Below are 12,201 nucleotides of genomic sequence, written 5' to 3' on the forward strand. Positions count from 1 at the left end.
ATCTGCTTGCCAGCTCGTCTGCGATAGTCTAGGGAAGAATCATGAATGTCAGAATGTTGTCGGCAAATGCGGTGTTTCTGATGCTGCCGGCTTTGCTGGCGGCGTGTTCGGACGCCCCGCGCCCGCCCGCCGTCAGCTTCAGGATTCAGAATGTGCCTCCCGTGCCGCGCACGATGGCCCAGATGTCCAGAGAGGTGCACATTAACCGTGATTTCATGTCCCCGCGCTCCCGTGCTCGCCGGGCCGCCCATTCCATGCATCCGCGGTTTATCACGATTCACAGCACAGCCAATCCCAAGGGTGACGCCGCGGCGCATGCCCGGGCATTGAAAAGGGGGGCCATGGGGTCCCTGAACTGGCATTTTACGGTGGACCAGTACCGTGCCGTCCAGCATATTCCGCTGAATGAGACGGGCCGCCACGCAGACCGGGGCGGCCCCGGAGACATGTACTCCATCGGCATTGAGATGGGGGAGGTAAGGAGCCATAACCCCATTGTTACCTGGAACCGCTCCGCCAAGCTGACGGCAGTGCTGATGAAGCAGTACCATATTCCGCTCCGTAATGTGGTACCCCATTATTATTGGACGGGGAAGAATTGCCCGGCCCCGCTGCTGACCAACGGCCGTCCGGGACATAAATGGAGCTGGTTCATTTCCCGCGTGGATTATTACAGGCGCTGTCTGGAGACACGGCCCGCCGCAGCGTTCTGACGGGTACGCGCACATGGTGCATGATAAGGGATACGTTCTTGGGTTCATGGCTGGAGAATTGCTTTTAACGTCTTCTCTGGAGGAATGCGTTTTTATCCGCCCCAGAGAGTTGGCGGCCATGCAGGCGGCGGGAATGGCCTCCGTACGGGATTTGTTGTTCATGCTTCCGCGCAGGTATGAAGACCGCCGCATGTTTGACCGCTATGATTCCCTGTCTTCCGGTGTGCCCGTCTGCCTGAGAGGAAGGGTGGTGGATGTGGGCTGGAAAGGCTGGGGCGGACGGGGCGGCAAGGGCCGCGGCCGGTATGTGGAAGCCGTGCTGGCGGATGAGCAGTCTTTGGGGCAGACCCGTTTTTCCTGCCTGTGGTTCAGCATGCCGGGCGTAGCCAGGATGTTGTGCGCCGGGCAGGAGATGATTGTATACGGGCGCATGAAACCGTATGGGAAAAAGCTCAGCATGGTGCATCCGGATTTTGAAATTATCCGGGAAGGAGATGAGCAGTCCATTCATTTGAACCGCATTGTTCCCGTGTATGGCGGCCGCATGGGGATTGCGGTCCGCAGGCTGCGAGAAATCGTATGGGAGACGCTGTCCAGGCTTTCCCCGGCTCCGGAACCGGAGGTGTATGAGTTTGTGCCGGACACTCCGTGCAAAACGGCATTGAGGGATCTTCATTTTCCTGAGACCGCAGAGGCCCGGGACCGGGCGCGGCGCCGTTTTGCGTTGGAGGAATGCCTTGCTCAGCAGTTGAACGTGGCCTACAGAAGAAGGCGGGCGGATGAAGTGCCCGGCATGAGGACCGCAGGTTCCAGCCATTTGGTGAAGGATCTGGCGGATTCCCTGCCGTTTGAGCTGACGGAGGCTCAGAAGCGCTGCGTGAGGGAGATTTACCGGGATATGAAAGCCCCCCGTTCCATGAACCGCCTGCTTCAGGGGGATGTCGGGTCCGGAAAGACGCTGGTGGCTCTGTGCGCCATGCTGCTGGCTGTGGAACACGGTTATTCCGCCGTGATGATGGCGCCCACGCAGATTCTGGCGGAACAGCATTATTTGAAGTTCCGGCAGATGCTGGACAAGCTGGATGTGCCTGTTTCCCTGGTGACGGCGGACAGGAAGGAAGAATCCCATGTGTCGTTCGGGAAGCAGGGCGGGATTGTGGTTGGCACGCATGCCCTGCTGTACGGGAAAAATGTGCCGGAGCGTGTGGGGCTGGTCGTGATTGACGAACAGCACAAATTCGGCGTGAATCAGCGGGAGAAGCTGATTGACCGGGAAGAGCGCCCCGACGTGCTGGTGATGACCGCTACCCCTATCCCCCGCACGCTGACGCTGACTTTTTACGGGGAGCTTGACGTTTCCATCCTGGACGGCGTGCCCAGGGGGCGCGGGGCGGTCGTAACAGCCATCCGGACGGAGAAGGATAAGGGAAAAGTGCTGGCTTTCGTTCGGAACCAGCTGGAGGAAGGGAGGCAGATTTACGTGGTTTCCCCCCTGATTGACGGAGAGGATTCCCGGAAGGGGAAAGCCGTGACGAAGGAATGGGACGAGTGGAAGGCTCTGCTGCCTCATGTGGATGTGGGGCTGCTGCACGGCAGGATGTCTTCAGAGGAAAAAGAGGCGGTGATGAAGGATTTCCGCTCCAACCGCATCAGCGTGCTGGTGTCCACCACGGTGGTGGAGGTGGGGGTGGATGTTCCGAATGCCACGGTGATGATCATCAATAATGCGGAAAGTTTCGGGCTTTCCCAGCTTCATCAGCTCCGGGGGCGCATCGGCCGCGGGTCGCACAAGTCCTACTGCATTTTGATGACGGACGCCCGTCCGGAGGATGAGCAATGGGAGAAGTTGCGCATCGTGGAAACTACGGCGAATGGATTTGACCTGGCGGAACAGGATTTGAGGTTACGCGGCCCTGGAGACGTGCTGGGTACGTCCCAGAGCGGCCTGAAGGGCGTACGTTTTGAGGAATGGCTGCTGGATGCGCGCCTGATTCACCGCGGGCGGCAGCTGGCGGAGGCTATTCTGGCGGAAGATCCCAATCTGGAATCCGCCAAATACCGCCCTCTCCGTTTTTTGCTGGAAGACGGGGCGGGGAGGCGTGTGGCCGGGTAAGATTGTTTTTCTACCGTTTGCTGACGGTCAGCTTGTAAGAGGCGCATGACAGATAAGAGGGCAACGATTTATCCGCCGGAATGAATCTAAAGAGGCAAAGAAGATGTTTCTTCTTCAACCCGAACACCGATAAAACAATGATTCAAACGTATCAAGTACTCCCTGTGGTGGCCATCGTATGCTCCGCTTCCGCCTTTGCCCAGAACGCTGCCGATCCCGTGCAGATGGTCAAGCAGAATATCGACCTGATTTCTTCCGCCAACAAGGTTTTGGACGACGTGAAGGACAACGCTGCGGTTGAAATCGCCATTAAGCAGCTCAATGCGTTGACCCAGCAGGCCAAGCAGCTGGACAAGTCCATGGAAAAGATGAGGCTTACTTCCGAGCAGGCTATCCGCATCACCAAATTGAACGGAGACGCCCAGGACACCATCGTGGATATGCTGGAAAATTGCGAGCGCATTCAAAAGGACAAGCTGATGACTCCGGCTTTGCTCAAGGCGGTGAATGATTTTGCCGACGCCGCCAACATCGACGTGGTGGAAACGATTACGACCGTGGAGCAAATTGTGGAAGATTGAGTGACCAGCTTATCAAAAGACCTTTGACTGGTAAGGCCGCCTCCTGAAGAAGGCGGCCTTATTTTTTAAGGAAGGGCCGTTTTTTATCAATTTCCGGGCAGGGCATTTTATTTCTCCATGGCCGGATTGGGGTTTCTTGCCGGAACCAGGTAGCCCGTTCCGGGAGACGTGCCCAGGCAGGAGAGGAGATCCTGGTGGCGCGGCAGGGACTTGGCGCGGAAAACGGCTGCGGCGGGGTCCAGCACATTGCCGAAGGTGATGGCTCCCATCGGGCATGCGAGCTGGCAGGCCGTTTGAGCCGCCCCGTCCGGAAGCAGCATGTCCTGGGCCGTCACATGGATGGAGGTGGATGGCTGGCCCGGATGCTCCTTCATCAACCGGGATTTGTGCCGGATTTTGGCACGTTCCACCATTTGGACGCAGTAGGTGCATTTTTCCATGACGCCGCGGGAGCGAACGGTTACATTGGGATTGCGCTGAAGGCGCGTGGCCTGTTCCGATGCTTTGGCGTAATCAAAAAAATTGAAGCGCCGAGCCTTGTACGGGCAGTTGGTGGCGCAGTACCGGGTACCCCAGCACCGGGCGTACACCATGGCGTTCAGGCCTTCCGCAGTATGCACGGTGGCATTGACGGGGCATACGGATTCGCATGGGGCCTTGCCGCACTGCTGGCAGGCCACGGGGATGGAGGTGAGCGTCCCTTCCTCCGTGAAGTACCTGTCGATGCGTATCCAGTCCAGGGCGCGGCCCCTGGCCATCTGGTCACGCCCCACTACGGGAATGTTATTTTCCGCGCGGCAAGCAATCATGCAGGCGTTACAGCCGATGCAACGGGACGTGTCAATGGCCATTTTCCACTGGTAAACGGCATCCGCGCCGGGAGGGGGAGGCGGGACGCGGGACGGACCGGGATGCAGGGAGAACGGGGCAGGCTGCACAACGGGGCTTTGAATGGCTTCCGTCCGCTCCCGGAGGGCAGCCAAGGCAATCTGTTCCGGGGCAATGCCGTATGCTTCCGTTTTTTCCACCTGTCTGCGGAGTTCATATCCGCCGGAATTTTCCTGCCTTTCCGCTACGTGGTTGATCCCGCCATAACCCAGAGGAAGAATAATGAGATTATCCGCCACTCCCGGAATGGGGCACAGGATGACTTCCATTTGCGTGGCGGGGGCGGTAAGCGTGCAGTGCATGGGCCCGGAATCCGAACCTCCCAGCCGCAGAAAGGTGGCGGGGGAAACCTGTGCGGACGCCGCCCAGCTGACGCCTGTTATTGGGTCCGGGCATTCCTGCATCCATGCATTGCGTTTCCAGCGTCCGTCCCCAATGGAATAGTCCGCGCGGAATTGCAATTCCAGCATCCCGGTTCCCAATTTTTTCCCGTGGCCGCCAAAAGGCGCTGCGGGCGTTTGCATCATGGCTGTTCCAAGAGCCGTTTCTTCCTGCGGGGACAGGGGAGCATAGGCCGTTTCTTCCGAATAGCCGCGCTGAAGCGCCTGAGCCCAGGCCGCAGTTTTATTTTCCGGATTCACGGCGCGTTCAAAGCATTTGCGCGCTCTGTGGTAAACGGGAGAGAGGTGGGTGGGGGAATTGTCCGCCGTGGAGAGATGGCCTTTGGAGGAAAGCAGGCCGGACAGCACTTCTTCCGGAGAAATGCCCCCGTACAGGGGAAGAATGACGGGCTGGCGATAGCAAAATCTGCCCCGGTAATCCCGCTCCACCCCCCATGATTCCAGAAAGTGGGCTGCCGGCAGGTGCCAGCGGCAGACGCGGGAGGTTTCATCTTCATACATTCCAAGGTGGATGCTTTCCACCCTGTTCAGGGCTTCCGACAGTCCGGAACTGTGCCCGGAATCCAGCACGGGATTTCCCGCATCCAGTAAAAAAACGATTTCCACCTTTTTCCCCCGGATGTCCCGAACAAGATCGTCCAGCGTGCCATAGGGAGTTGGGCGCGGTGCCTTTAGCAACTGGATGCATGTCCCCATGGAGCCGAGAAGACAGTTGAGCTTCCAGACGATGCCGGATAATTCCGGATGATTGTCCCCCAGGAGGATCACGCTTTCTCCGGAGTGGCTGAATAAGTCATCCGCACAGTGGCGAAGCCAGTTGAGTTCCCTTTCCGTCAGGGGATGGTCCGTTCGCCGGGGAGGGGGAAGCGTTTGTCCGGAGTTTTTTTTGCTGGAAAGATAGCGGAACAATTCCTCCAGGAAAAACGCCAGGCGTGCGGGAGGAACGGGTAGCCTGTGGTCGGCATGGGCCCCGGTCAGGGAAACGCGTCCCTCCACGGCGTAAAGGCGTGTTCGGTTCCTGTTTTCTTCTTTGTAATAAAGCCCTTCCGGGGAGCGGGACGCAATGAAGTCGCGCGTGTTTCCATAGGGGTTTTGATGAAGAAAATCGCAATCCAGGGAGAGGATGCGCCTGGCGCGCGCAAAACGCACGCGGAACCGTACTTCTTCCGGCAGCCCCGCCTGCATGCCGGAACCCGGTTCAGGCACGGGGGAATACCGGTAGATGCGCACGAGTGAATTTTTCCGGGTGATTTCCTCCAGCATGGAATGGAGCAGAGGGGAAGCCGAAGGGGGAAGGAGAAGGCCGATGCCGCCACCATCCCGAAGATTGCGGGACCAGGAAGAAAAGGCTCCCCGGAATTCGTCTTCGGAGGCCGGATTGCCGTTGAACAGGATATGCTTGCTGCGGCCGGGGTCGTAAAGGTCCAGAATGGAGGCCTGAGCCGCAGCCGGCAACCCCGGACCTTCCGGGTATTGCAGGGAGGGAATCAATTTGACGGGGCGTCCTTCATAACAGGCGGCCAGTACAGGTTGCGCGTTTCCTCCCATGGTCAGGCAGGTAGCGTAAGCCGTTTCCACGCCGGGAACAGACCATTCAGGCCCTTCGTTATAGGGAACCAGGTATTTTTCCACACGGCGGCAGGCCGGCAGCCCTATCCCTGCCAGGGCTGCCCCTGCACCCATCCATTTCATGAAGGAACGCCGCGTCATCCCCCGTTCTTCTTCCGGAAGAAAAGCGGGGTGGTTCTGGGGAACTTCATTCTGGGAAAATGGAGGGAGGGGAGTCAAACCGGGTAATGATGGGGATTGATGAAACAGGGATGGCTTTTTTTAGGAAATCCGAAGGATGAAATCAAGTGGTGATTGACGGCGGTCTTTATCTCCGGGCCAATAACGGATAAACAGGGAACAGGAGGAAATCTTTCTTGTGGAATTCAATGTCATTGATTACGGATTCAAGGAAGGAATCATTTAATGAAAAGTCCTTTGGTCTTTTTATTACGCAGTATCCGGGAACGCAGGGAGGAATAACTTTGGCGCCGCGGATGTCAAACAGGCCATGGAGGTCAGTGATGGCATGCGGTGCAATCCGTCTTCGGTTGAATTTTCCATTGGCGTTTCAGAAAATTTCCCAGTTGAAGCGGGGTTTGGATGCTTTTCCCTTCTCCATCCCGGATGGAATGCGTGCGGAGGTAGTCTGCGGCGGAATAACGGGAACTGGCCGTTTCCTCCAGCGGGCGCAGATGGGGAGCCGGATTGCGGTGGCAGTCCAGACACCATTGCATGCGGGCATCGCGTGGAGCCCTGATGCGTTCCATGCCCGCCACGTCTCCATGGCAGGACGTGCAGCCGATGCCCCGGTTCAGGTGGGCCATGTGGTTAAAATAGGCGTGACCGGACAGGCGGTTGACCATCACCCAGCGGACCGGTTCTCCTGTGTAACCGGGGTATTGCGGGTCCGCCGCCTCCCTCAGGGGGGCGATGAGCGGGCTGTCCGGAAGAATATGCTGGTGGCAGCCCAGACAGGACTTCGTATCCGGAATGCCGGCTCTGGATGAGCGCTGTGCGGCGCTGTGGCAAGCCGTGCAGCTCATCTTCAGATCTCCGGCGTGAAGTTTGTGGGAAAAGCGGACGGGCTGCACGGGTTCATACTCCGGAATGCTGAAATTAACATAATATATTCCCCCCAGTACGAACGCGGCAGCGAGCGCAACCAGGGCGGCAATCCCGTAAAAGCGCTTGTTGGTATTGGGTGGAAAGATGTTGGCCATGAACCGTAGAGAGAAAGGGATGGAGCCTCCGTCAGGCCGTTCTGCCCGGGCGCGGGATGCGGGCGGGCGGCAGGGGCGTATCCATCGTCAGGTCTTCAGGCACCAGCCGTGCGGTGCTTTTCTTAATCTGTTCCCAGGTAATGCGCTGGCCTGTGTGGGCCGCTTCACGCCCCATGATGGCAGCCAGGGTCTTATTGGCTGCGCTTTCCAGTGTCTGGGTCCAGGTGCCGGAGCGCAGGAAACGGTAAAAGGCCACATGCGTGTCTGCGTACATATTGCCGCGTTCCCCGCGGAAACGCCAGCGGTTATTCGCCTGAATGTAGGGACGGTAGGGAGTAACCAGCATTCCTTTTTCGCAGATGGTGCGGTCCACGATTTCCCCGTGGCAGCCAACCCACTGTCTGCATGAAATGTGGGCCGTTACGTTGTGGCCGTACTCAAAATAAACGTCGTAATGATCCCATACGTCGCCGTCATCCCGGCGCTGGGCGCGTCCTCCGGAGCCGAAAGCCGCCAGAGGAAGCTGCTCGTTCATGGACCAGACCATGCCGTCAATCGTATGGACGATTTGTTCCACAAACTGGCCTCCGCTCAGCCAGTTCCATGCGGTCCAGTTGCGTAGCGCCCATGCCACGTCCGTATCGGAGGAAGGTCGGGAATCCAGGGCCAGCGGAGACTTGGGAGGAGTGGTGTAATATAACCCGTCAAAGGAGAGGACACGGCCCAGCTGCCCGGAGGAAAGCTTGCGGTGGGCTTCCTCATTCGCCTTGTCGTAGCGCCAGCAGAAGCCGTCCAGAATCACCAGATTTTTGAGTTTTGCCAGCCGTGCGGATTCCAGTACGGAAAGCACGCCGGGAACGTCCACTGCCACAGGTTTTTCCGCATAAATATGTTTGCTGGCGTCAACGGCCGCCGCTAAATGTTCCGGACGGAAAGCGGGGGGAGTGCAGAGCAGAACTACGTCAATATCCGTTTGCAGCAGTCTCTTGTAACTGTCCAGGCCGCTGAACAGGCGGCTCCTGTCCAGCTGGGCTCGGTTGCCGTACTGTTCCGCCAGCAATTTGGCACCGAAATCGATACGTTCCTGAAACACGTCTGCCAATGCCCAGGCAATTGTTCCGGGATCGGCGTCCAGAGCGTTTTTCATGGCGCCCAGGCCTCGGCCTCCGCAGCCTACCAGGCCCACCTTGAGCGGTTTTGCGTTCGTCAGGGCCTCTTCTGCGTTCAGGCAGGGCATGAAGGCCAGGAATCCGGCTGTTCCTGCGGCGGTTTTCAAAAAACGGCGTCTGTTCCAAATAGGGTAACCCATCTCAGGGGAATTATACGGTGACGTCCTGTGAAATCAAACGTCGTATTGAAATGGTGACACAAAAAATAGGCGCAACCGTCATTCTCGGAAATGGTGCCTTGCGGAGGGAGTCAATGAACTCCCTATATTTTGCCTATTAAATGGGAAGGGCTGTTTCCTGCGTTCAGAACGAGAGGCAGAGGTTAAAGAGATATGTTGCCTGAAAAACAGTTTTTAAGGATAAAAACTGATTTGACTCCGGAATCTTCAGTGTTCATGATGAATTCAATGAGGCCTCCGGCTTTTCAACCAATCATCATGATGAAGCGAAATCTCATTCCTTCTACGGCTTTTTTGGCGGCGTTAGTGTTTGTTGCCTGTGACGGCGGCAAGAAGCAGGATCATCCCCGGGATGTTTCGGTTCCCAGCGAACAGGCCGTTCCTAAAACTCCGGGAGAAAAAATTCTGGCCGTTCTGCTGCTTATTCAGGATCAGGCTACGGCAAACGCCCACGCGGCGGAGGTGAAAGAGCTGGCTGCCTCCCTGCCCGGGGATATTCCCAATGAAGAAGCCGTAAATATTGCAAATGAATTGATGCGTCTGGCCAGCCGGGAATGTTATGGTTCTTCGTCTCTGGAAGATGCTTTGAAAGGAATTCATTTCGATACCGGGGAATACACGGGCAGTGTGCCTCTGGATGTGGATGGATTTGAACCTACCGCGGAAGAGCCGTAAAAATAAATTCCCCGTGCCGGGAATTGGGTAATTACTCCAATGTTCCTCTCCATTCCGTTTTGCCGGAATGAAGGGTGGTTTGATATGGTATCAGGTCCCCCGGTAAATCCTTTCCTCTTCCTGATGGGAAAATGCGCGAAGAGAAGGGGAAAATATCTGTACAGCCCGACTCCCGGAGTTTTCTTGCTGGAGAACAAAGGGCCACGGGTGGTAAACTCAATCCAGGGGGCGGCGCAATTCTTCAATGGCTTCCGCCATATCTTCCCGAGTAATTTTCGTAGAAATGCCTGCCTCCCCTGCTTTGGAAAGCAGAACAAAGCGGATGGTTCCGGCCCGGAACTTTTTGTCTGATGCCGTTTTTTGAAGAACAGTTGCCGTATCAATGCCGTCCGGAAGAACCAAGGGAAGTTCCAGCGCCTGAAGCGTGCGAAGGATCTTGTTGGCATCGGAAGAACTTAAACCGGCTTTCCGTTCACTCAGAAACAGGGCGGCGCGCATGCCGAGCGCCACTGCTTCCCCGTGAAGGATGGTTCCGTAAGGGACGGCAGCTTCAATGCCGTGGCCGATGGTGTGGCCGAAATTGAGCAGAGCCCGGATATCCAGAGTTTCCAATTCATCATTTTCTACAATGCGGGCCTTAATGGCCACGTTCCGGGAGATTAGGTCAGGAAGCCTGGCAATAGTATTCAGGGAGAAGCCGATGGAGAGTTCCGGCCCCAGCCCTTTCAATTCATGAAGCATGGAAGCGTCTTTGATAGCTGCGTGCTTGACGGCTTCCGCCAAACCTTCCGCCAGCGTACGTCGATCCAAAGTCACCAGCGTGGTAGGGTCGATTACCACGACGGACGGCTGATGAAAGGCTCCTACAAGATTTTTCCCTTCTGGAATATTGACGGCAGTCTTTCCTCCTACGGAACTGTCCACCTGGGCGACCACCGTTGTTGGAATTTGCATGAAGGGGATGCCCCGGTAATAAATGGAAGCGATGAAGCCGGCCAGATCCCCTACTACGCCGCCGCCCAGAGCGGCGATGCATCCGGTGCGGTCAAGCCCGGCCCGGACCAGTTCGGAACACAGCTCCTGGGCCTGAAGCATATTTTTGGAAGCTTCCCCGGCATTCACTACGTGCAGGCTGGGCATGAATCCCGCGCTCTCCAGGGACTTCATTACGCGCTCTGCATAAAGTGGGGCGACGCAGCTGTCCGTGATAACCGCAATCTTGCCGTCCAGACCGGCGCGGTAGGCAAACTCTCCGGTACGGTCCAGTGCTCCGTTTTCCACGTGGATGTCGTAGGAACGTTCACCGAGAGCAAGAGAAATGGTAGGCATGAGGCCAGTATGGGATATTCCGGAGGGAACCTCAAACGGAAAGTGCGGATGAGGCGAAGAAGACGCATTCTCCTTTTAATGCGTTCTTGTCCTGGGTGCCAGCGGAGAAAGAGTTTCCAGGATAACTTTCAAATGCTCCGCGCGTGAGGCCGTGAACCCGCCGTCATCCTTCCAGATGATATTGCCGTTGCCGTCCAGAAGGACAATCGCTGTTTCCGCCTTCTTGTGAAGGGAAAGTCTGCGGCGTACAAAAGACTGGTCATAATAGGAAATCAGGGAATTGGTCTTCATGTAAAAATCCGGAAAATCCCCCAGAGCCTGTGTAAAGGCGGGGACATCACCTTCAATGGGGGGTGGCTGCAGAACCAGCAAAATGCTATATTCCACCGGGGTTGGCGTATGTTTGTACTGTTTGCGGAGGTCCTCGCAGAAGGGAAGCCACTTTTTCATTCCGTACAAAGTTTCCGGGTGAAAAACAGTCAGCATGATATGGAAACTTTTTGGAACGATAGGAGGCAGGGAAATATTGTCTCCCAGTAAATTCATGCCGTTGATATCCGGAAAACGGTAACGTCCGTTTCCTCCTCCATAAGGATGCTCGGGATTGGGCGTTGGCAAGTGTATTTCCTGATTCTTCATGCTCTGTTAGACAAAATTCGAAGAAATAATGTTCATGTCGATGGTTGCCGAACAGGGTATGTTCATTGGTGCGGGGAAGGGCCTTTTTTATGTTGGAAGGCTCTCTTTCTCTGAAAATTCCGGCCGATTAGAAAATCGGTATTCATGGAAAGGGGAATATATAGGCCTGTTATAGGTTTTTCTCGAAGAAAGGTAGGGTACAAGAGCAGGGAAGAGAGGGACGTTCAAAAAAAGATGCGGTGGAAAGAGGCAGTATGACAAAAGCATATACTGTTCATGATATGTAGGTTATGTGGGTATTGAGGGGGTGGCGGGAATAAGCGGACGCAAAAAAGAGCACGAAAAAAATTGACAAAAAGGTGTGGTATGATAGATTTCTCGGCACGCCAACACGGCGACGGGATGAAAAGCCCGGCGGCTGAAGGGCTCGGAAGAGCGCTGGAAGCGGCTGGAGCCGGCCACCCGGAGAAAACCCCGGAAGGGGTTGCGATAAGAAGATTTCAAGGGAATGACTACCGAAACCGCCGAGGGTTTTCCGAGGGTGCCGAGAGGTGTCTGAGGGGTAAAAGCCCGAAGGAGCGACCTAGCTCTGAGAGGGGTGGTTTGGTAGAAGCAAGGGGAAAGAAAAAAGGTCGTGACGCGCGCCGTGCGAGGCAGAGCGAAGAGGCCTTCAAGAGACACAACTTGGAGGAAGAGCTGGCTGAAGCATGGCGCAAATGAAATCGCAAGATTCCATTTGGTCC

At 56.4% G+C, this 12,201-nt stretch carries 10 protein-coding genes; 5 read left to right on the plus strand and 5 right to left on the minus strand.

What is annotated here, in order from left to right:
- The first annotated feature begins 41 nt into the window (after positions 1 to 41).
- The 3 genes from AMUC_RS06460 to AMUC_RS06470 all read left to right on the plus strand — a co-directional run bounded on the left by AMUC_RS06460 (position 42) and on the right by AMUC_RS06470 (position 3,407).
- The gene (locus AMUC_RS06460) at positions 42 to 713 is read left to right on the plus strand and encodes a peptidoglycan recognition protein family protein (protein WP_012420251.1); all 672 of its coding nucleotides are present in this window, start codon (positions 42 to 44) and stop codon (positions 711 to 713) included.
- A gap of 46 nt (positions 714 to 759) precedes the next feature.
- Positions 760 to 2,826, plus strand: coding sequence for an ATP-dependent DNA helicase RecG (gene recG / locus AMUC_RS06465; protein ID WP_042447962.1), 2,067 nt, complete (start codon positions 760 to 762; stop codon positions 2,824 to 2,826).
- Between the two features lie 137 nt (positions 2,827 to 2,963).
- Positions 2,964 to 3,407 carry a hypothetical protein gene (locus tag AMUC_RS06470; protein WP_012420253.1) on the plus strand — a complete coding sequence of 148 codons (444 nt, stop codon included), beginning with the start codon at positions 2,964 to 2,966 and terminating at the stop codon, positions 3,405 to 3,407.
- Positions 3,408 to 3,514: 107 nt separating this feature from the next.
- Here AMUC_RS06470 and AMUC_RS06475 read toward each other — a convergent pair whose 3' ends face one another.
- The 3 genes from AMUC_RS06475 to AMUC_RS06490 form a co-directional block, all read right to left on the minus strand.
- On the minus strand, positions 3,515 to 6,484 hold the full coding sequence (locus tag AMUC_RS06475; protein WP_052294460.1) for a 4Fe-4S dicluster domain-containing protein: 2,970 nt from the start codon (positions 6,482 to 6,484) through the stop codon (positions 3,515 to 3,517).
- Between the two features lie 278 nt (positions 6,485 to 6,762).
- Positions 6,763 to 7,467 (minus strand): cytochrome c3 family protein, encoded by a 705-nt coding sequence (locus AMUC_RS06485; RefSeq protein ID WP_012420255.1) that lies wholly within the window; start codon positions 7,465 to 7,467, stop codon positions 6,763 to 6,765.
- Between the two features lie 31 nt (positions 7,468 to 7,498).
- Positions 7,499 to 8,776, minus strand: a complete 1,278-nt coding sequence (locus tag AMUC_RS06490; RefSeq protein ID WP_012420256.1) for a Gfo/Idh/MocA family protein — start codon at positions 8,774 to 8,776, stop codon at positions 7,499 to 7,501.
- 297 nt (positions 8,777 to 9,073) lie between these two features.
- Between AMUC_RS06490 and AMUC_RS06495 the strand changes: the two genes are divergently transcribed.
- Positions 9,074 to 9,490, plus strand: coding sequence for a hypothetical protein (locus AMUC_RS06495; RefSeq protein ID WP_012420257.1), 417 nt, complete (start codon positions 9,074 to 9,076; stop codon positions 9,488 to 9,490).
- Between the two features lie 216 nt (positions 9,491 to 9,706).
- Here AMUC_RS06495 and aroB read toward each other — a convergent pair whose 3' ends face one another.
- Both aroB and AMUC_RS06505 read right to left on the minus strand, forming a co-directional pair.
- The gene (gene aroB / locus AMUC_RS06500; protein ID WP_012420258.1) at positions 9,707 to 10,819 is read right to left on the minus strand and encodes a 3-dehydroquinate synthase; all 1,113 of its coding nucleotides are present in this window, start codon (positions 10,817 to 10,819) and stop codon (positions 9,707 to 9,709) included.
- A 75-nt stretch (positions 10,820 to 10,894) separates the two neighbouring features.
- The gene (locus AMUC_RS06505; RefSeq protein WP_128191278.1) at positions 10,895 to 11,365 is read right to left on the minus strand and encodes a hypothetical protein; all 471 of its coding nucleotides are present in this window, start codon (positions 11,363 to 11,365) and stop codon (positions 10,895 to 10,897) included.
- A 459-nt stretch (positions 11,366 to 11,824) separates the two neighbouring features.
- On the opposite strand from AMUC_RS06505, the gene AMUC_RS06510 reads away from it, so the two are divergent.
- The gene (locus AMUC_RS06510) at positions 11,825 to 12,178 is read left to right on the plus strand and encodes a hypothetical protein (protein ID WP_042447530.1); all 354 of its coding nucleotides are present in this window, start codon (positions 11,825 to 11,827) and stop codon (positions 12,176 to 12,178) included.
- The last annotated feature ends 23 nt before the right edge of the window (positions 12,179 to 12,201 follow it).

Source organism: Akkermansia muciniphila ATCC BAA-835 (genome assembly GCF_000020225.1).
GTDB lineage: Bacteria > Verrucomicrobiota > Verrucomicrobiia > Verrucomicrobiales > Akkermansiaceae > Akkermansia > Akkermansia muciniphila.

What these genes read in the sequence shown, in the direction of transcription:
- AMUC_RS06510 (WP_042447530.1), top strand. Translation starts at nt 11,825, where the DNA reads ATGATAGATTTCTCGGCACGCCAACACGGCGACGGGATGAAAAGCCCG.
- AMUC_RS06505 (WP_128191278.1), bottom strand. Translation starts at nt 11,365, where the DNA reads ATGAATTTACTGGGAGACAATATTTCCCTGCCTCCTATCGTTCCAAAA.
- recG (WP_042447962.1), top strand. Translation starts at nt 760, where the DNA reads ATGGCTGGAGAATTGCTTTTAACGTCTTCTCTGGAGGAATGCGTTTTT.
- AMUC_RS06490 (WP_012420256.1), bottom strand. Translation starts at nt 8,776, where the DNA reads ATGGGTTACCCTATTTGGAACAGACGCCGTTTTTTGAAAACCGCCGCA.
- aroB (WP_012420258.1), bottom strand. Translation starts at nt 10,819, where the DNA reads ATGCCTACCATTTCTCTTGCTCTCGGTGAACGTTCCTACGACATCCAC.
- AMUC_RS06485 (WP_012420255.1), bottom strand. Translation starts at nt 7,467, where the DNA reads ATGGCCAACATCTTTCCACCCAATACCAACAAGCGCTTTTACGGGATT.
- AMUC_RS06495 (WP_012420257.1), top strand. Translation starts at nt 9,074, where the DNA reads ATGATGAAGCGAAATCTCATTCCTTCTACGGCTTTTTTGGCGGCGTTA.
- AMUC_RS06460 (WP_012420251.1), top strand. Translation starts at nt 42, where the DNA reads ATGAATGTCAGAATGTTGTCGGCAAATGCGGTGTTTCTGATGCTGCCG.
- AMUC_RS06470 (WP_012420253.1), top strand. Translation starts at nt 2,964, where the DNA reads ATGATTCAAACGTATCAAGTACTCCCTGTGGTGGCCATCGTATGCTCC.